The following is a 20,732-nucleotide window of genomic DNA, read 5'->3' as shown; positions in this document are numbered from 1 at the left end:
GCTCGGTCCTGAGTGGCGCGGCGCTAGGCGGTACCAGCGAGCGGTAGCGAAAGGTAGAAGCGGCTCCCGCGCCCGGCTTCGCTCTCCGCCCAAAGGCGTCCGCCTTGTTTGGCGGCGAACTCGGCGCAGATGCGAAGGCCAAGTGAGGAGCCCTTTTCCCCGGCGGTGCCTACGGACACTTGCCCGTAGTCCAGCTGGAAGAGGTTCTCCAGTTGCTTCGAGGCGATGCCCACTCCGTTGTCCTCGACGATGATGGTGGCGGTTTGGGCGTCGTGCTGCTGTTGCGTGATGCTGACGGAACCTCCACGGTGGGTGAACTTGATGGCGTTCGAAATGAGGTTCCTCAATATGGTGTCGAGCATTTGGGGATCGGCCTGGGCGGCAAGGGATTGGAAACTCTCGTCCCTCAATTCGATGTTCTTCTGAGAAGCTGAGACGGAAAGGAAATCGATGCTGTTCTGGATGGCTTGCTCGAGCGGCACGGGTTGCAGGTTGGGAGCGATGCTTCCAGTTTCGGAGAGGGCCCATTGCAGCAGATTGTCGAGAACGTCGTAGCTCGATTTCGATCCGACGCACAGCAGGTCGAGCAGGTTTTGGCGCTCTTCTTCCGATCGAGGCGTCTTGGAATTGAGCAGCCTGCCGATCGAGCCAAGGGCTCCGATGGTGCTGCGCAGGTCGTGGGCCAGCACGGAAAACAGCCGGTTCCGGGTCCCGATGCTTTCCTGCAGGGACGCGTTGGTTTGCTGCAGGTCCGACTTCAGGGCGCGTTCCGTTTTCAGAAGCTGAAACTCATGGCGCAGCACGCGGTTGAGATTCAGGGAGAAGAGGGCTCCAAAGAGGTTGGCCCCAAGGTAGGCAAGCGGAGTCGCCAGGCTCTCCACCCATTCGAGGGACGGAGCGGTGTGAGCGATCCAGGTGTAGAAGCTGCCAGCGGTCAGGGCCCAAGCGCAGGCGACCTGATATCCGAATCGGACGGGGATGAGGATGTAGAGAGCGAAGATGACCACGATATCCCAGGCGGCGATCGAGATGGGATCGGCGTGTTGGAACTCGTTGATGAGGGCGATGTGGGCGATGACGAGCAGCTCGCAGGCGAAAACGGATCGGTCCAAGGACCGCCCGTCTTTCGATCTGCGCACGAGCGCTATGCAGACGACTATGGCGGCGATGCCCATCACCCGCGCCGCCAGCACGGGGACCAGTCCCTCCTGAGCCCGCATGTACAAGTAGTCCAAAGGCAGGAAAACGCACATCAGCGCGCCTGCGAGACAGCATATGAGTGTCAGCTGTCGCTTGTCTTGAGCTAGTCGCGAGGAGCGAAAGGTTGCTTCCTGCTCAGGCTCGTCGAGCTTGTACTGGAACGGTTTTGACATGGATGAGAAGGCGTTTCCTAGCGATAGGCTTTGCGAGCCGGGAAGGCCATACGGGTTTTGAAATGAAATCTCGGGATACGTAGGTCGCCTAGGGGAAGCTTCGGGTAGGCGACTTTGGAATCAAGCGAGGCGGCAAAGAGAGGTGTAAATATCCCGATAAACATACCGACGAAGGGTGGCATAGGCGTTTTACGGGTGGAAACTGAGGCGCTTCGTCTTCTCTATCTCTAGCCGTACCACGCACGGGACGCTCGCGACCTTCGCGGCGAGCCCCGGCAGCACGTCTCACCTCTATTCCTACCATGCCCCGCTGGTTTTCCATCTGGTTCGTTATGGCGCTGACGCTCAATGGAGCGTTCGGTTTCGACGAAACCAAGCGCTTCGCCCGCCTCGGCGTCGAAGATGGCCTCTCCCAGAGCTGGGTGCAAACCATCAACCAGGACGAGAACGGCTTTATGTGGTTTGGGACCAAGGATGGCTTGAATCGCTACGACGGTCGGGAGTTTCGGATCTACAGCCCAGAGACGGCGAACGCGCGAGGTCTCGGCAACGGGTCGATCAACGACATCTACGTGGACCCCAAGGGCATCCTCTGGGTCTGCACGCTGGCGGGCGTCTACCGCTACGACAGCGCCAAGGACTGGTTCGCCCGCTTCGCGCCGATGGGTGAGGAAACGGTGGGCAGCATGTTGAAATCGAGCACCGGCGAGCTTTGGTTTTGCACGCCAAATGGGCTTTGGCGAATCGACGGAAAAGGGCAGAGGCTCTTCGTTCACGACGCGGAGAATCAGCGCAGCCTCAGCAGCAACATCGTTTGGCGGGTCCACGAAGATCGTCTGGGTCGCATCTGGGTCGGCACGCAGCTCGGCGTTTCGGTCTACCTGCCGCAAGAGGATGTCTTCGTGCGCATTCGGGATGCCGAAGGCAATGAAAGCCTGCTGAGCGAGTCGCAGGTCGAGACGATCATGGAGGATCCTTGGGGCACGGTCTGGATAGGAGCCCGGGAAGGGCTTTTTCGCTGCGAATCCGGCAGTCGCGCTTTCGAAGACGCCCGTTTTGTTCGAGAAGGCAGCGTGCATCGCTTGATGCTGGACCGTGAAAACCGCGTGTGGATCGGCCATGGCCAGGGCCTAGGTATCGAAGTCAGCGATTTGGAGGTGTTTCGCGATGAAGAGCGATCCAAGGAGCTGTATCGGTGGGACCAATACGACCCTTCGAGCATAAGCGGCAACAGTATCGAATCGATCTTTCAGGACGTGGATGGCCATGTTTGGATTGGGACCTATTCCAATGGGTTGAGCTTCTATTCGCCGCGCAACGATATTTTCGTGACCACTAGACCGACGGGGCTGTCTCCGAACAAGGAAACCAGCGACCAGGTGAACGCGATTCTCGTCGAATCCGAGCAACTGTGGCTGGGTACGGAAATGGGGCTGCTGCGCCAGGACTCGGAGTCGGGCGAGGTCGTTCACTATCTCGCGGACGAGTCGGATCCGCGTTCGCTCGGTGGCAATGCTGTGTATTCGATCTTTCGAGACACAAGGGGATACCTTTGGGTGGGCGCTTGGGATGGAGGGTTGAGCCGCTATGACCCGAACACGGACGATTTCGAAGTCTTTCGTCATGATCCGGAGGATACGGGCAGCTTGAGCGGCGACAACGTGTTCACCATATTCGAGGACAGCGAGCGGCGGCTTTGGGTCGGAACGGTCGGCGCGGGCCTGAATCGTTTCCATTACGACACCAAACGGTTCGAAAGCATCACTCATATCCCCGCCGACCCCAAATCGCTCAACAGCGCCTTCATAAACGATATCGCGCAAACTGCCGATGGGATGCTCTGGATATCATTGTACTCCGGTCTGGATCGTCTGGATCCGGAGACTTGGGAGGTCGCTCATTTCAGCCACACTGGGGAGCCTATCGGACGCAACAACGGTGATTTGGAGGTGGTCTTCGTGGACAGTCGTGACCAGATCTGGCTCGGCACGGAGGTGGGGCTATTCAAGTTCGATCCGGTGAGTGGGTCGCACACCCGCTTCACCACTCGCCACGGACTGCCAAACAATTCCATCCGTTCGATTTCGGAGGACGAGCGTGGAAACCTTTGGATGACCACGAACAAGGGGCTCAGCAAATTCGTGAACGGGATCGCTGCCGAGGAGGATCCGCATTTCATCAGTTTCGGCCGGAGCGATGGCTTGGGAGGCGTCGAGTTCGTCAAGCGCTCTAGCTTCGTCGCCGACTCTGGAGAAATTTACGTCGGAAGCACTCAAGGGCTCACTCGATTCAAGCCCGATCAGATGGCGGTAGACGAGAGTTTTCCCAAGGTGCTTTTGACGAATCTCTACGTTCTCAATCGTCGGATCCTTCCGAACGACTCGGCGGTCGACCTGCCTGTCCAGCCCTTTCTTCTCAGAGAGCTTGACTTGGAGTATGGGCATCCCGTCATCGGATTCGGCTTCTCGGCGCTGTCGTATCCGAAAAGCAAGGACATAGAGTACAGGTATCTGCTTGATGGGTACGATCAGGAATGGCGATCGAGCAAGGGCGACGACCAAGCTATCTACACCCGCGTCGATCCGGGGAAATACGTTTTTCGCGTCAAGTCCACCAACCGCGATGGGATCTGGTCCGATTCGGAAACGCGGCTTGCGGTCAATATCCTGCCGCCTTGGTGGATGACGCCTTGGTTCCGATCGCTGATCGCGATTTCGGTCGCTCTGGTTTTCGTCGGCATCTACAAGGCGCGCACTTACGCCCTGAAGCGGTCGGGTATCCAGCTTGCCGAGAAGGTGGCCGATCGAACCAGGGAGCTCGCTTCGGCCAAGGAGGAGCTGGCGGCCCAGAACAAGGAGCTAATGCGGCATCGCGAGCATTTGGAGGACCTGATCGAGGAGCGCACCGGCGCTTTGCTGCGAGCCAAGGAGAAGGCGGAGGAATCGGACCAGTTGAAATCCGCGTTTCTCGCCAACATGTCGCACGAGATCCGCACGCCCCTCAACGCGATCATGGGATTCTCAAACCTCATCGCCATGGAGGCGCGCGGCAATGGCGAGTACGAGGAGTTCAGCGACCGGATTCGAGAAAACACGGAGATGCTGGCCCAGCTGCTGGACGACATCATCGATCTTTCCATGATCGAATCGGATCAGCTCGATGTCTTTCCGGAGCCGCTGGAGGCGAGGCGTTTCTTCGAGGAGATGTGTTTCGAGTTTGTGCAAATCGTGGAGAGCCGGACTCAGGGCAAGGTAGCGTTCGCGGCGGACTGTCGGCTGCCGGAAGAGGTCGATCTGCTCTTCGAGACCGATCGCGTTCGCTTGCGACAGATCCTGACCAACTTCGTCACCAACGCCTGCAAGTTCACCGAATCGGGCTCCATTTCGTTGATCGCGCGATTCGAGAGGTCGATCAATCGAGTGCTGTTTTCCATCAAGGACACCGGAATCGGCATCGCCGAGGAGGAGCAGCAGGCGGTCTTTCGCCGGTTCTACAAGCTCGCTGATAGCGACAACAACCGGCCGAAGGTGCGTGGTACGGGCTTGGGGCTGGCGATCAGTCAGCGTCTGGCGGATCAGCTCGGCTACACGCTCGATCTCGAGTCCCAAAAGGGACTGGGCTCCACCTTCACCGTCGGCATTTCGCTCGTGAAGGTGAAGGAGCAGGCGAACGATCGAAAGGGACCGCGCCGCGAGGAGCCTCGCATCGTGGAGTTGGACCTGACGGGGAAATCCATCCTGATCGCGGAGGACGTGGATAGCAACTACCAGGTGGTCGAACGCTTTCTCGCTCCGACCAATGCCAAGCTCTATCGCGGTGCGGACGGGCAGCAGGCCCTCGACTTGTTTCGAAAGAAGGAATCGCAGATCGATCTGCTGCTGCTCGACATCGCCATGCCGGTGATGGACGGGTATCGGGCCCTGGAAGAGATCCGCAAGCATGCGCCTGGCATTCCCGCGGTCGCCCTGACCGCCCACGCCTTGATGAGCGACCGCGAATCCCTACGTCTCGCTGGATTCGACGACTGCGTGACCAAGCCGATCAATCACCGCTACTTTCTGGAGACGGTGCGCAAGCATCTTCTGGAACGCGAGGACTGGCGCGCTACTGCCGTCTGAGGTCCAGCGTCACGGGGAATTCCGGGCTGCGCGGGATGGTGCGCATCTGGAATGGACCGGGCGTATGCCCGAAACTGTTGAAACGCTCCGCCCGCCTCGTCTCGGCTTCCAAGGCGTTGACCGGGAAGGTCTCGTGGCTTCGCCCGCCTGGATGGCTCACGTAGTAGGTGCAGCCGCCGATGGCGTGGGAGTTGTAGCGATCGATCAAATCGAAGACCAAAGGCGCGTGCACCGGGATGGTGGGGTGCAAGCAGCTCGGCGGCTGCCACGCTCGGTAGCGCACGCCTGCCACGTATTCGCCCGGATTGCCAGTGGGTGTAAGGGGAAGTTCGATACCGTTCACCGAGATGGCTTGAGCGGTTTCGTTGAGTCCGCTCACCAGAACCTGCAGTCGCTCGATGGAGGAGTCGACATAGCGCGCCGTGCCTCCGCCGCCCGCTTCCTCGCCGAGCACGAGCCACGGCTCTATCGCCTGTCTCAGTTCGATGGATACGTTGTCGTAGGTGACCTTCCCGATGATGGGGAATCGAAATTCGAAGTGAGTGGTGAACCAGTCGAGCTGGAAGGGGAAGTTCGCGTTGTGCAGCCGATCGATCACCTTCTTGAAGTCCTCGCGCACGAAATGGGGCAGCAGGAAGCGATCGTGCAGCTGAGTGAGCCAGCGGGTGAGCGGCGCTTCGTAGGGAGTCTCCCAAAAGTGGGCGATGATGGCGCGAAGCAGCAGCTGCTGCGTGAGGCTCATGCGGGCGTGCGGCGGCATCTCGAAGCCGCGAAATTCCACTAGCCCGAGACGTCCGGTGGCGCTGTCGGGCGAGAAGAGCTTGTCGATGCAGAACTCCGCTCGGTGCGTATTGCCGGTCAGGTCAGTCAGCAGATGACGGAAAATGCGGTCGACCAGCCACGGAGGGATGCTGCCCTCGCCGTAGCGTGGGACCTGACGAAAAGCGATGTCCATCTCGTATGCCGCGTCCGGACGTCCCTCGTCCGCTCTCGGGGCCTGGGAAGTCGGTCCGATGAACAGCCCGCTGAAGAGGTAGCTGAGAGAGGGGTGGTTGAACCAGAAGCCGATCAGCGACTTCAGTACGTCGGGGCGTCTCAGGAAAGGCGAGTCCGCAGGGGTGGAGCCTCCCACCACGATGTGGTTGCCACCTCCGGTCCCCGTATGGCGTCCGTCGAGCTGGTACTTGTCCGTGCCCAACTCCAATTGGCGGGCTTCCTGGTAGATGATCTGCGTATTGCGCACCATCTCCCTCCATGAGTACGCGGGTTGTATGTTCACCTCCATGACGCCCGGGTCAGGAGTGATCTTCATGTATTCGATTCTTGGATCGTGCGGCGGCGTATAGCCTTCGATGATGATGGACTTTCCGGTGATCTCCGCCGCGTGTTCGATCGCGGTGAGAAGGTCGAGGTAGTCTTCGATGTTGGATACGGGAGGGAGGAAGATGTAGAGGCGACCTTGACGCGGCTCGACGCACAGCGCCGTGCGCACGACCCAAGGGGCCGACTCGCCCACTTGGGGAATCGAGTTTTGTCGTTGCTCCTCCAATACCTCCTCGAAGCTCTCCGCAGCCTTTCTCTTTTCCTCTTTCGCCTTCTTCTCCATTCGTCCCTTGGAATCATCCTCCGGGAGCTGGGGCACGATCATGGCTCGACGCGAAGGGAGCTGAGGGCGCCAAGGGGCCGAAGGATCGGCTGGGTAGACGTAGGGATACTCCTCCTTGGAAACCCAAGGCAGGCTTTCTAGCGGAAGGCGCAGGCCGAGGGGCGAGTCGCCGGGAGTGAGGTAGAGCCGATGGCCGCGCAGCATCCAGATGCCGCTTTGCCAGGTGGGGCCGTCGTAATTGTAAGTCCGCTCCACGGGGAGAACGTAGCCTACGGGAGTGTTGAGCCCTCGGCTGAAAACCTTGAGCAGCTGCTCGCGCTCCTGCGGGTCCTCCAGTCGACTATCCAGCGGGTCCACGTTCACCGGGAGTTCGCGTTCGCGCAGGGAGAATTTGACGGGATCCTCGTAGGCGGTGTTGATGTAGCGCGCGTCGAGCTTCAGCTGGTGGGTGATCTCGTCGACCAGTTCCTTGGCATCCTTGTGGGTGTATCCGTAGTCTCGAGACTCGTCCGCAAGCAGCTTTTCGTTCGCCCACATCGGCACGCCGTCCTTGCGCCAATAGAGCCCCAATGCCCAGCGAGGCAGCGGCTCGCCGGGATACCATTTCCCTTGTCCATAGTGAAGCAATCCGCCCGGGCCGAAGCGGCTTCGGAGGCGGCGTATCAGCTTTTCGGATAGCGGTTTCTTGGTCGGGCCCACGGCGCCGGTATTCCATTCCTCGCCTTCCTGGTCGCGATTGGAGACGAAGGTCGGCTCGCCGCCCATGCTGAGACGAACGTCCCCGTTCTGTAGTCGCTGATCGACTACATCTCCGAGCTCGAGAATGGATTTCCACTGGCCTTCGGTGTAGGGCTTGGTGACGCGGGGATCCTCGTGGATGCGCGTCACGGTCATTTCCACTTCGAATTCGCACTTGGATTGGGAGACGCCGCCGGTGATCGGGGCGGCCTCCTTGGCGTTGGCGGAAGCGGCGAGCGGGATGTGCCCTTCGCCGCAGAAGAGCCCGCTGGTCGCGTCCAAACCGATCCAGCCAGCTCCGGGAAGATAGACTTCGCACCAGGCGTGCAGGTCGCAGATGTCTTCCGCCACGCCGGCGGGAGCGTTGGGATCGATCGGCTTTTCGTCGGCTACGAGCTGTATGGAGTATCCAGATACGAAGCGAGCCGCTATGCCGAGGCGGCGGAAAACGTGAACCATCAGCCAAGCCATGTCACGGCAGCTGCCTTTGCCTTCCTTGAGCGTGCGTTCCGGGGTGAAGATGCCTGGATCCATTCGCAGGGTGTACTGCAGCATGCCGTTGATGCGTTGGTTCACGATCGAGAGGAAGTCGATGGTGCGCACGTCCTTCACCTCATCGAAGGATGCGACCAGCTCCTTGAGACGAGGCGTGGCCGCCGTTTTGGCGAAATAGGGGCGGAGCTCTCGCTTGGCGTTGGAGGAGTAGATGAAGGGATACTTTTCGACGCTGTCCTCTAGGAAGAAGTCAAATGGGTTGATGGGCGCGAGATCGACCACCAGATCGACGTCCACGCCGAAGTGGCGAGTCTGCTCCTCGAAGACCAGTCGCGCCAGGTAGTTGCTTTGCGGGTCTTGCTGCCAGTTCAGGAAGTGCTTGCTGGGCGTGACCTTGAGGGAGTAGCTGACGATCGGCGTGCGCGAGTGGGGCGCGGGACGCAGTCGGACGACTTGCGGGCCAAGGGTGACCAGACGATCGTAGTGATAGTGGGTTTTGTGGCTAAGAGCGACACGGATAGCCATAGGAGCTTTCGAGAGAGTGGTTGGTTAGAGGACGGGCGAGCGGCTTGTAGTGAGCAGAGGTTTGCTCCGGATGGGCGCGATGGCAATTTTTAAGCGCAGCGGCGAGCGGCGCTTGAAAAGACACGCGGTCATTGCGTCGGTTTGTCCTGATACGAATTGCAAGGAGGTTTTTCGCTCCTCCCTGCGAATCCCGCGCCAAACGCGCGAAGGCCCCCGAAAAGATCCTGCAGCGTTCGTCTGGGTGAGGAACCGGGGCCAAAGCGGATCCGCCTAGCTCTAGCGGTTCCGGTAGGCGAGACGATAGAACGCCTCGTCGCTGTCGCTGGCCAGGGAGGCGTCGAACTGGAGTTGGAGACTGAACTCGCCCTGTGTCGCGTCTAGCTTGACCGCGAAGCGGGAGAGCAGGTCGTAGGAGGCGACGTCCTCCCAATCGGAGAGATTCATGCTTCTTTGGATGACGATGCGACCGTCTCGAATTTGGTTGGAGACGTTGATCGTCAGGCCGTTCCTCATCTCTTGCTGGGTCCAGAGCGGCGGTTGGAACTCCGCCGACTCTGGATCGCTGCCCAGCAGGTATTCGAGCCCAGTAGGGCGGCCGTCTCCGTCGAAGTCGGCTGCAAAGGCGTGATCGCTCTCCGAGAGTCCTTCGGCGCTCAGGTAGCTATCGAAGGTGGGCAGATCGAATTCCGCCACGTAGTCCTTCAACCATTTCATGGCGGGGCGTTCGGCCCCGTTGGCCAGCACCAGATAGGCGCCTTGATCGTTTCGCCAGAGCCCCGGGCGGAAGCCCCAAAGGGTGACGCCCATCACCGCGGGATGCTGCCAGAACACGGAAAAGATCTTCTTGTAGTCGGAGAGCTGGCTGATGTCGGTGGCCCCGTCGACGTCCATTTCGGTGACCATGAGCGGAAGCTCGCGGCTGGCCAGGGTGTCGAGGTTGGCCTTCAGGACATCGGCGCTGGCGCGAGTGGAGAAGGCGTGAGCCTGGAAGGCGATGATGTCGATCAGGTCGCGCTCCTTCAGCAGGTCGACGATCTCGAGGTAGTCCTGCACTTCGGCAGCGTTTCCGATGATGCCGTAGTCGTTGATGACAAGGGGCGTGTCGGGAAAGTATTCTCGTGCCAGCTCGAAGGAGGTGATGATCCAGTCCCAGCCCGTTTCGCCGTCGCCTCCCAGAGCGTCGACGTAGTTGGCCCGTCCCGATACCACTCCGGTATCGCCGCCGTCCGGGGCCTGATGAAGCGGTTCGTTCACCACCTCCAGGTAGTCGATGTCCTTGTAGCGAGCTGCCACTTCGGCGAACCATTCCTCGATCTCCTGGCGCTGCTCCGCGGGCTCCAGGTCGTTGATCCAAGCTGGCTGCTGGGCTCCCTAGACCATGACATGCATGCGGAAAAGGAAGCCGTTTTCCTTGGCGAAATCGTAGGCTGCGTCGAGGCCGCCCCAATTCATGACGTCGCGGGCGCCTTCCACGCTGCCCCATTTGCCGGCGTTTTCCGGGGTGACCTGGTTCCAGTAGGCTTCGAAGTCCTGCAGCTGGTTGGAGGAGTGGACGTTTCCCAGAAACTTCCATTTGCCGGTGGCGATGGGCGGACCGGTAGGAGTGAACGGCTCGTTGGGCGTGGTTTCGGTGCCGTGCTCGCCGTTTTCCAGATTTTCCACCGTGTAGTAGAAACCGTCCTTCCCGAAGGCCAGCTTGTCGAGGGAGAGGCCGTCCTCGCGAGCCCCGATCTGCAGGGTCTGCGTCAGCGAGCCCGCAGGCACTTCGAAGTTGACCGGGTCTTCGCCTCCGCTGTAGCCGGAGAGCATGACCCACTTCCAGACCTCGCCGCTGGCGGCGCCCTCGCCAGGCACGAAGTCGTCGGCCGCGGTGGAGCCGATGCCGCTGGCCAGTTGATTCACGGTGATCCAGTCCGCCTCGTCGCCGGCGTCCTTGGATCCGAATCCGTTGCCGTAGAAAAAGCTGTCGTCGCTGGCGGCTCCCGGGCCGACGTAGAGCTTGGCGTAGAGCTGGTAGGTGCCTGCTTCGGTGAAGGTGACGGAGTAGCTGACCACGCGAGCGTCGGTGGCGGGGGCGTTGCCAGCTCCGTCGGTGGTGGTGGAAATGGCGGATTCGCCGTCGAGGGTGATGGTAGCCATTTGCGATCCAGCGTCTCCGGTTTCCGCCTCGAAAACGATGGCGGCGGCTCCCCAAAGGGAACTCGGGAGGGACAGTAGGGCAGCGAACGTGAATGCGGCGAAGGGGTGAGAATGCATGGTGCAGCGGATGGTGTCGGGGGGTGCATGCTCGCGGGTGACGAGCCTGATGTGACAGGTTTCGTCAGGGTGCGGGGGAAGCCTCGGCAAGGCACGAACTACCCAGCTCGACGTTTACCGCCGGCGTCTCGCTGCTCGGTTGGGCACGGGCGGAAGACCGCTAGTCGACTGGACGCACCGTGACCTCGACGGACAGCTTTTGTTCGCCCCCGCCGGTCACGGCGCCCTTGAGCATGCTGACGTCGAAGTAGTCGCGTCCCACGCTCACTCGGATGTGCTGATCGCCGCAGACCAGACGATTGGTCGGATCCACATCGATCCAGCCCTCTTTGGGAACGTAGACCGATAGCCATGCATGGGAGGCGTCTGCTCCCTCGAGGCGCTCCTGGCCTTCGGGCGGCTCGGTGAGGATGTAGCCGCTCACGTAGCGGGCGGCGAGGCCTTGGCTGCGCAGGGCGGAGATCATGAGGTGGGCGAAGTCCTGGCAAACGCCTTTGCGCTGTTCGAGCACCTGGGTGATGGGGGTGCTGACCTCGGTGGCGGTCGGGTCGAAGGTGAATTCGGTGGCGAAGGCGTCCAGCATGTCCGAGAGCGCCTTGCCGATGGGCGCTTCCGGCTGAACGAAGCGACGAGCGAAGGCTTCCACTTCGTCGGTTGGCTGCGTGGTATCGGTCGCGTAGACGAACTGCTTGGCGTCAATGTTGTCGGGGAAGCGAAAGTTGTTGATGGCCTCCGAGCAGAAGGCGCAGCTCAGGTCCAGCGAGCTGAGATCGAGGGCCTCGGCGGTCACGATGACCTTGCTGCGGGATTCGACTTCCAGCGATTCGTGCAGCTCCTGCACGGAGAACATCTGCATGGTGTTGCCGAAGTAGTCGATGCGTTCGATCAGGTCGACGCTGCTGGGGCTGATGTTTAGCTGAAAGCTCTCGCAGCTTTGCCGATCGTCGCTGAGCGGCTGGAGACGGGCTGAATGGTGCGACACGTTCACGGGAAACGCGTAGCGGTAGGTCGTCTTGTGCTTGATGTCGTAGCGTGCCATAGCCTCAGGCGAGGTTCATGTAGGACTTTTGCTGCTGGGCGACCTGGGTGTGAGCGAAATAGGACTGTTCCAGGCGCTGGGCGAGAATGAGCAGATCGTCGTTGGTCTGCTCGAGAAACGAGAGCAGGGGCAGGGAGCCGCCGGCGTTGAGTCCGCGACTCATCAGCTGCTCAGGGCTGCTTAGGCCGATGCGGCTGTAGAGACGCAGGGCGGCTTGATCGATGGGGTGGCGCTTGGAATTCACGGTGTGCGGCAGCTTCTCTAGCAGGTGGCGGAGCTGCTCGATTTGGAAGGCGAGCGAGCGCGGGTTGCTGGTGTCGAAGCAGAGAACCTCCAGCAGATTGGTGTCCAGCATGTTGTTGAGGTAGCGTCTGCGGTAGGTGATGGAGCTGTCGCCCCATTCGAGCAGCTTCGCCACCAGGGTCTCGTCGTTGGGACCGGTGGACTTGTAGGCCGCCGAGAGCAGAAAGGAAATGGAGAGGGCCCGTTCGAGGCGTCGTCCGATCTCCAGAAAGCGCCAGCCCTGGCTGCGGGTGGTGTTCTCCGCCAGGTTGCCTGAGAAGCTGGCCAGGGTTTCGAGCGTCTTGTCCAGCAGGTAGAGCGTTTCGTCGTCGAAGACGGTGGGCATGTTGTCCACCGAGGCTTGGGCCAGCTCCTTGAGCTCGGTGAGGCGAAACCAGGTTTCGTTGGAGAGGCGTTCCTTGGCCTTGTTGGCGGCTCGATCGATGCTGGCGAAGTTGGAGACCAGGCTTTCCAGATTCTTTTCCTCGAAAAGGGCGAAGCTGATGGCCTTTTCCACTTTTTCCAGGTTGGGCGAGGCGGTTTTCGGGTCGACGAAGGCTTTGGTATCGCTGCCTGGGGGCAGGATCTGGCGCAGGAAAGGCAGGGCCGCCTGATGGGTTTCGCGGTCCGCTTCGTCCACCATCATGGAGCAGAGAGAGCGCAGCACGCGGGTCAGTCCTTCGGCCCGCTCCACGTATCGGCCGAGCCAGAAGAGGTTGTCCGCGGTGCGGCTGGGCAGGTCGTTGTAGTGCCGACGCTCCACCACCACGCGATCGTGGTTCGATCCGTAGCTCCGCTCCGATTTGTCCGACTTCGAGCGCAGGGCCCAGGTATCCTTGGTCGCCCCGCCTTGCTGCATGGAGACCACCACGTCGTTTTCCTCCTGGGCGTAGCGCAGCAGGCCGCCGGGCATCATTTTCCACCCGTTCTCCGTTGGGGCGAGGAAGACCCGCAGCTGGAAGTGGCGCGGCTGCAACGCTCCGTCGATGTCGACCGGTATGGTACCGTTTGACACGATTTCCTGGCCGCAGAAGCTTTCCGGGTAGCGGTGGATCTTCGCGACCAGCTCCTCCTTTTGCTTGGAGGAGAGAGAAGGGCCGAAGTACGACGCGGCGCCCGGGCCCCAGAAGGTCGGCTTGATGGCGAGGTTGTCCAGGTTGTCCAGCACGTACTTGCGCTCGCTCTCCTGGCCGCACCACCAGGTGGCGACCGATGGCATCTCCAGATTCTCGCCCAAGTAGTTTCGGCAGAACCAGGGCAGGAAGGCCAGCATGGCGGAGGTCTCCACGAAGCCGGAGCCTAGGGCGTTGGCGATGGATACGTTGCCTTGTCGCACCGCGTTGACCAGACCTGGGATGCCGATGAGCGACTCGTTTCGCAGTTCCAGCGGGTCGGTCCAGGAGGAGTCGATGCGTCGAAGCAGCACGTCCACCTGCTGCACCCCACCGATGGTTTTCATGTAGAGGCGGTTGTTGCGAACCGTCAGGTCAGCCCCTTCCGCCAGCGTGTAGCCGAGATTGCGGGCGAGGAACGACTGCTCGAAGTAGGTCTCGTTGTTGGGCCCGGCGGTCAGCAGAGCGATGTTCGGGCTGTTGCTGTTCTGCGGTGCGAGCGATTCGATGTGCTGGGTGAAGGCGTTGATGAAGGGCTGCAAGGACCGGGTGCGGGCCTCCCACATGATCTTAGGGAAGATGCGCGAGGAGAGCATGCGGTTTTCCAGAGCGTAGCCCAAGCCCGAGGCGGCCTCGACTCGGTCGCCCAACACCCACCAGTTCCCGTCCGGAGCCCGGGATATGTCCGCGGCGTACAGGTGGATGTGCTTGGATCGCGGAGACAGCAGGCCGTGGCAGGGGCGCAGGAAATTGGGGTTCGAATAGATGAGAAAGGGCGGCATGCGGCTGCTCTGCAGCATGGTCTGGCGCCCATAGACGTCGCCCAGCACGATGTTGAGCAGGGTGGCCCGCTGCGAGAGCGCGGACTCGATCTTGGCGACTTCCTCTGGGCCGAGCACGTGAGGAAGCAGGTCCATGGACCAGGGGTGCAGGTGCGCCTTGTTCTCGCCGTAGACGTTGTAGGTGATGCCGTTGTCCTGAATCAGGCGATCGAGCTGGCGCTTGCGGCGCTTCCAGGAATCCTTGTCGATGCGCCCGAAGGCGTCCGAGATTCGAGCCCAATGGGGACGCGGCTTGCCCTCGGCGTCTAGGTACTCGTCGTAATACCCCTCTGGCGGGCTGTACTCTCGCATCCAGTTGCGAGTCAAAGGCTTGCTGTTGTCTATGTCGGGCATTCGGCGGGTGAGCCCGCGAAACCGGGCGTGAGGCTAGGATGCCTATCGGCGTAGCGGTGGGAAGCGTTTTTTTATCAGGAGTTCCCCGTTCCCACGGGTTAGCCGTGGGGGGCAACGCTTTGTTGCAACGTTGCAAATAACAGTGGCGCCCAAGGCCTGGCGAGGCGGTGGCGAAACGGCTGGGGGCGTTCGGTCGGAGCTTTTTGAGAGGGCGGCTGGGCTAGGACTCCACCACCTCGAGGGCTGGATCGACGATTTCCGAAAACATGTAGAGGTCGCTGATCTCGATGGCGATCGCCGCCAGTTCGTCCTCGATGTCGGAGAGCAGGCGCTTGGCGCTGCTTCGCTCCAGATCCGCGGCGGTGGCGTAGTTAAGGCGCGAGATCAGCATGCCGAGCCTGCGTTCCGCTTCGTTCTGGAAGTGGGTGATGGGACATCCGGAAATGGCGTGGATGGCTCCCTGCAGGCGTCGGAGGCAATAGAGCACGGATCGGGGAAATTCGCGGGACAGCATGAGGAAGGCGCGAACCGATGGGCCGCGAACCTCGTCGACGAACTCCTGGTGGTAGGCGTCGAAGGCGCTGCAGCCTTTGAGGATGGCGGACCACTGGGCTGCTCCCACGGCGGCTTGATCCTCGTTTTCGGGCATCGGCATGTATCGTTTCGCATCCAGGATGCGGCAGGTCTTGTCGGCCCGCTCGATATAGAGTCCGCAGGAGATGAACTCGTAGCCGAGCTTGTGCGGGAAAGTGGTTTCGGTGATGCCTTGGAAGAGCAGCGAGTACTGCTTGATGGTTTCGAAGAACTCGAAATCGATGTCGCCGCACACCTCGTTGGGGTCGGTTTTCTTCAAATAGAGGTAGAGCCGATTGATGGTTTCCCACATTTCCGAGGAAATCTGGTCGCGGATCATGCGGGCGTTCTCGCGGGCGTGGGCGATGCAGTTGAAGACCGAACTCGGGTTCTCTCGATTGAAGCTGAGAAATTCGGTGACGCTTTGGCTGGTTTGCGGCAGGTCGAGGCTTTCGAAGAGCTCCAGATCGCCGAGCGACGCCAGGATGGCGGACCAGTGGATGTAGCTGGTTTCAGGGTCCTGCGACTCGGATTCCAGCAAGGTTTGCAAGGTGACGTCCACCAGACGAACGGTGTTTTCGGCCCGTTCGATGTAGCGGCTCATCCAGAAGAGACTGTCTGCGACTCGGCAAAGCATAGGGAGATAGAGTTTGTGAAAGCTGTGGGGTGAGTGAAGGTGAAGTTGGCGAAACGGGCCAGGTTAGGAATCGGTGCTGAGGACCCAAGTGTCCTTGCTGCCTCCGCCTTGGGACGAGTTCACCACGAGCGAGCCTTTGCGAAGGGCGACGCGCGTCAGGCCGCCGGGGATGATCTCGGTGGTTTCGCCGCTGATGATGTAGGGGCGAAGATCGATGTGACGACCATCGAATCCGTCCTTGGTGAAGGTGGGGTGGCGGGAAAGGGAAATCGGGGTCTGGGCGATGAAGTCGCGCGGCTTCTCCTTCACCATGACTCGGAATTTCTCCACCTCCTCCTTGGTGGCGTGCGGGCCGATCAGCATGCCGTAGCCGCCCGCTTCGTTGGCCGCTTTGATCACCAGTTTCTCGGTGTTTTCCAAGGTGTACTTGAGATCGTCTTCGCGGTAGGGAAGCCAGGTCTGCACGTTGGGCAGGATCGGGTCCTGGTCGAGATAGTACTTTATCATGTCGGGCACGAAGCAGTACATGACCTTGTCGTCCGCCACCCCGGTTCCCAGAGCGTTGGCCAGGCCGAGATTGCCTTTGCGGTAGGCCCGCACCAGTCCCGGCACGCCGAGCAGGGAGTCCTTTCGGAAGACTTCGGGGTCGATGAAATCGTCATCGATGCGGCGATACAGCACATCGACTCGCTTGAGTCCGGTGGTGGTGCGCATGTAGACGCGATCGTCGTTGTTCACCACCAGGTCGCGGCCTTCCACGATCTCTACCCCCATTTGGCGGGCCAGGAAGCAATGCTCGAAGTAGGCGCTGTTGTATACGCCCGGGGTGAGCACCGCCACAGTCGGATTGTCGATGCCCTCCGGAGCGATGTGTTTGAGGGCGTTGAGCAGGTAGCGCGGGTATTCGAGAACGGAGCGAACCCCAGCGTCGCTGAAGAAGCGCGGGAACGCCCGCTTCATGGCCTGACGGTTCTCCAGCATGTAGGAAACGCCTGATGGGCAGCGTCCGTTGTCCTCCAGCACCAGGTAGTCGCCATTGTCGTCGCGAATCATGTCGGTGCCGCAGATGTGGATGTAGATGTCCTTCGGCACTTTCAGCCCCACCAGTTCCTTGCGGAAGTGCTTGGAGGAGTTGAGGATGTCGGCGGGCACCACGCCGTCCTTCACGATCTTCTGATCGCTGTAGACGTCCTTGAGGAAAAGATTCAGGGCGACCAGCCGCTGCTCCAGGCCAGCCGAAAGGTGGGACCATTCGCTAGCCGGGATGATGCGGGGTATGAGGTCGAAGGGAAAGATGCGCTCGGTGCTCTGCTCGTCGCCGTAGACGGTGAAGGTGATGCCTTGCTGGAGGAACGCCAAGTCGATGGCTTCTCGCTTCTGGTGAAAGGCGTCTTCGCTGAGCTCCGAAAGGCGCTGCAAAAAGGTTTGGTAGTGGGGACGGACCGAGCCGTCCTTCTCGAACATCTCGTCGAAAAATTCGCCGACGTCGTACTGAATATTCATAGAAGCGTTGGAGCCAGACTGTCGCTGACTCGGGAACTGGGGTGTTTGTTGAGAGAGTGAGTGAATGCCTGCATTTTAGCAAGGGGCGTGCCTACTGAATGACAGCAACCAAGGCTGGTGGAAAAAAAGCGAGGACAAGCTAGCGCAAGTCTCCATGAGATGCGATTTTTTGCCGGTTTGTAATGAAGTCTGCACGCGGCGCCCGTTTTTGATGTTTGGGAACGAGGAGTAAGCGCTCGGCCACGATCATGCGCTTCCCAGGCGGTCGAGGCTGCGGTACTGGATGGCTTCCAGCAGGTGGGAGCTCTGGATTGTTTCGCTCTCCGCGAGGTCGGCGATGGTGCGGCTGACCTTCAGGATGCGATCGTAGGCCCGAGCGGAAAGGCCCAGGCGCTCCATGGCCTGCTGCAGAAGGTCGCCCAGGTCGGGCGAGATCTGGCAATGCTGGCGAATGCTGCGGTGCGACATGTCCGCGTTGGAGCGAATGGTGGTGCCGGCGAAGCGCTTCCGCTGTCGGGCGCGGGCCGCTTCCACGCGCTGGCGGATGCTGGCGGAGGATTCGCCAGCGCTGGCGTCGCGCAGCTGCGATATGGTGAGAGCGGGGGCTTCGATGTGTATGTCGATGCGGTCCAGGAGCGGTCCGCTCACCCGCTGCCGGTAGCGGTGGATCTGATGGGGCGAGCAGCTGCACTCCTTTTGCTGGGAGCCGAGATAGCCACAAGGGCAGGGGTTCATGGCGCTGACTAGCATGAAGTTGCAAGGCAGCGTCACTTTTCCAGCGGAGCGAGAGATGGTGACGTTCGCATCCTCCAGCGGTTGTCGCATCACTTCCAGAGCGGAGCGTTTGAACTCCGGGAGCTCGTCCATGAAAAGCACCCCGTTGTGGGCGAGGGAGATCTCGCCCGGACCGGGAATGCTGCCGCCGCCCAGCAAGCCGACGTCGCTGATGGTGTGGTGCGGAGCTCGGTAGGGCCTCCGCCGTTGGATGCGTTCGCGGCGTGTGCTCCCGGCCGCCGATTCGATTTGCAGGATCTCCAGAAACTCGTCCAGGCTCGGCTCCGGCATGATGCCAGGGATGCGCTTGGCGATCATCGACTTGCCGGAGCCCGGCGGCCCGATCATGAGCAGGTTGTGCCGGCCGCTGACCGCGATCTCCACGGCTCGTTTCACGGCGGTCTGCCCCTTCACGTCGGAGAAATCGAGACCGTCGTCACTTGTTTCTTTGGCGTTTTCGAACGCGTTCGTTCCGGCGAGGTTTGGCAGGTCCGTTTTGCCTTCGATAAAACCAGCCGCTTGGGCTAGGCTCTCGACTCCGTAGACTTCGATTTCGTCCACCAGGCTTGCTTCGCGGGCGGACGCCATGGGAAGGAGCACTCCCCGCTTGCCGGCTGACCGGGCTTGCATGGCGAAGGCCAACCCTCCGCGGATGGGACGGGTGGCGCCGGAGAGGCTCAGCTCGCCCGCGATCAGAAACGCGTCGAGCCGCCGCTCGCCGGATAGCTGTCCGGTGGCCTGCAGAATGCCTAGGGCTATCGGCAGGTCGTACATGGGGCCCTCCTTTCGCAGGTCGCCGGGAGCGAGGTTGATAGTGGTGCGGGTTTGCGGCTTGCGATAGCCGCTGTTCGCCAGGGCGGAGAAGACGCGATCGTCCGATTCCTTCACCGCGGCGTCGGGCAGGCCGACGAGAATGAGTCGTGGGTCTCCGCTTTCGCCGGAGTTGACTTCTACCAGAACAGGCACGGCGTGGATGCCCTGAAGAGCCGCGCTTGATACGATGGCGAGCATGAGTGGGAGGAGGGTTGAGGTGGAGGTGCGCTTCGTGTAAGAGCTTGGGTAACAGTGGCTCGATGCTCGCGTGGCCTCTTTGGGGAGGCAAGGCAATTTCGGGGCTCGTTTCTCCAGGCCTGCGTCGCGTCCGCTCGGTTTGCCGGGTGGCGATGGTCGGCGCTTTGGGCTAGACCAGCGTCTAGTGGACGTTATGCGGTTGAGGGATGCAGATAGGTCTGACAGGCGGAATCGGTTGCGGGAAGTCCACGGTGGCGAAGCGCTTCGCCGAGCGCGGGTTTCAAACGCTGGACTGCGACCGGATCGTGCATGATCTGCTGGCCGAGGACGCGGATACCATCGCGGCTGTGGAAAGGCTGTTTGGTCCGGAGGTGCTGAAACCTGGAGGCGGGGTGGATCGCGCTGCCTTGGGCGAGCGCGTTTTCTCTGACAAGGCCCTGCTTGGAGAGCTGGAGTCGCTCCTCCATCCGCGGGTGCGCGAGCGCTGGTCCAAGGCTGCTTCGCAAGGGGGGGATTGGGTCATCGAGATCCCGCTGCTCTTCGAAAAAAACCTACAGAAAAACGTTGATATTACGATTTGCGTATTCTCTGATCTCGAGACGCAAGTCGAACGGCTTGAGAAGAGAGGCCTGAATCGTTCTCAAGCGTTGGCCCGCATGAATCGGCAGATGCCGCTGTCGGAGAAGGCAGAACTAGCGGATTTCGTCATCTTGAATGATGGATCCTTGACTGCCCTCGACGAACAACTGGATTGTCTGATCCCCCGCATAAAAAAACTCCACTAGTATAACTTATTGTTCTGCGCGAAAGCGCGACCGGCGTGGTCGTCTTTCCCACCTCTATACCGGCGGCCGACTTGGGCTGCTCGAAGTTTTATAATCGATATGTCTAGCGATCTCGAAGCAACCGATAAAGACGGCGACCTGCCCTTGGATTATGGCGAGGGAAAGCCCGCCAAGAAAGCGGCCAGGAAAGCCGCGAAGAAGGCAGCTAAAAAAGCGGCTAAGAAGACCGCTAGGAAAGCGGCCAAGAAGGTTGCCAGAAAGACCGCTAGACCCAGCGACGAAACCGGCTCCTCCTCCGAACTGAAGGTGGAAAGCGTGGCCCCCGCGGCCCGTCCGAAGCCGTCGGAGCACAGCGATTCCGATTTTCGCCCGACCGACTTCAAGAGCCGCGGCTCGCACAGCGACGATGGCAATCACGTGGAAGTGGTGGCCGACTCCAGCAGGAAGCAGGAGCCCTCCCGCGAGGAAACGCCCAAGCCGCAAGCCAACAGCTCCGCGTCGGACCGCGGTTCCTCCTCCAGCAAGGACGGAAACGATTCTCCCAAACAGCACCATCAGGGACAGAATCCGAATCACAACCAGCAGAACTCCAGCCACAACCAGCAGCGCCAGCAGAAGAAGCAGAAGTTCAAGCAGAAGAAAAAGGGCGGCGGAAACCCGAACCAGCAAGGCGGAGGCGGCGGGCAGTTCAACAAGAACAAGAACCGCGGCAAGCAAGGCGGCGGCTGGC

Annotated in this window: 10 protein-coding genes and 1 pseudogene; 3 read left to right on the top strand and 8 right to left on the bottom strand. The window is 60.8% G+C overall.

Annotated features, from left to right (window positions below; all coding sequences use genetic code 11):
- Positions 1-23 precede the first annotated feature (23 nt).
- Positions 24-1,373, bottom strand: a complete 1,350-nt coding sequence (locus tag QEH54_RS17170; RefSeq protein WP_309019939.1) for a HAMP domain-containing sensor histidine kinase — start codon at positions 1,371-1,373, stop codon at positions 24-26.
- A 302-nt stretch (positions 1,374-1,675) separates the two neighbouring features.
- Between QEH54_RS17170 and QEH54_RS17165 the strand changes: the two genes are divergently transcribed.
- The gene (locus QEH54_RS17165; protein ID WP_309019938.1) at positions 1,676-5,491 is read left to right on the top strand and encodes a two-component regulator propeller domain-containing protein; all 3,816 of its coding nucleotides are present in this window, start codon (positions 1,676-1,678) and stop codon (positions 5,489-5,491) included.
- Here QEH54_RS17165 and QEH54_RS17160 read toward each other — a convergent pair.
- From QEH54_RS17160 to QEH54_RS17130, 7 genes and pseudogenes are all read right to left on the bottom strand, one after another.
- Complete coding sequence (locus QEH54_RS17160) at positions 5,478-8,855, bottom strand: transglutaminase family protein (RefSeq protein ID WP_309019937.1); 3,378 nt, start codon at positions 8,853-8,855, stop codon at positions 5,478-5,480. The genes QEH54_RS17165 and QEH54_RS17160 overlap by 14 nt on opposite strands.
- Before the next feature lie 276 nt (positions 8,856-9,131).
- A pseudogene (locus tag QEH54_RS17155) lies at positions 9,132-10,664 on the bottom strand (endo-1,4-beta-xylanase).
- A gap of 607 nt (positions 10,665-11,271) precedes the next feature.
- Positions 11,272-12,150 (bottom strand): transglutaminase family protein, encoded by an 879-nt coding sequence (locus QEH54_RS17150; RefSeq protein WP_309019936.1) that lies wholly within the window; start codon positions 12,148-12,150, stop codon positions 11,272-11,274.
- Positions 12,151-12,154: 4 nt separating this feature from the next.
- Positions 12,155-14,719: a circularly permuted type 2 ATP-grasp protein gene (locus QEH54_RS17145; RefSeq protein ID WP_309019935.1), complete on the bottom strand. Its 2,565-nt coding sequence runs from the start codon at positions 14,717-14,719 to the stop codon at positions 12,155-12,157.
- 220 nt (positions 14,720-14,939) lie between these two features.
- Positions 14,940-15,929 (bottom strand): alpha-E domain-containing protein, encoded by a 990-nt coding sequence (locus QEH54_RS17140; protein ID WP_309019934.1) that lies wholly within the window; start codon positions 15,927-15,929, stop codon positions 14,940-14,942.
- Between the two features lie 63 nt (positions 15,930-15,992).
- The gene (locus QEH54_RS17135) at positions 15,993-17,432 is read right to left on the bottom strand and encodes a circularly permuted type 2 ATP-grasp protein (RefSeq protein WP_309019933.1); all 1,440 of its coding nucleotides are present in this window, start codon (positions 17,430-17,432) and stop codon (positions 15,993-15,995) included.
- 246 nt (positions 17,433-17,678) lie between these two features.
- A complete protein-coding gene (locus QEH54_RS17130) occupies positions 17,679-19,217 on the bottom strand; it encodes a YifB family Mg chelatase-like AAA ATPase (RefSeq protein WP_309019932.1) in 1,539 nt (512 codons plus the stop codon).
- Positions 19,218-19,423: 206 nt separating this feature from the next.
- Between QEH54_RS17130 and coaE the strand changes: the two genes are divergently transcribed.
- Entirely contained in the window at positions 19,424-20,002 is a 579-nt protein-coding gene (gene coaE, locus QEH54_RS17125) for a dephospho-CoA kinase (RefSeq protein WP_309019931.1), read from the top strand.
- A gap of 99 nt (positions 20,003-20,101) precedes the next feature.
- Positions 20,102-20,732: hypothetical protein (locus QEH54_RS17120; protein ID WP_309019930.1), on the top strand; the 631-nt coding region annotated here is incomplete at its 3' end.

The sequence above is a fragment of the Pelagicoccus sp. SDUM812003 genome, from assembly GCF_031127815.1.
GTDB lineage: Bacteria > Verrucomicrobiota > Verrucomicrobiia > Opitutales > Opitutaceae > Pelagicoccus.
Note: the sequence above shows the minus strand (reverse complement) of the source record. Positions and strands in the feature narration are given on the sequence as shown.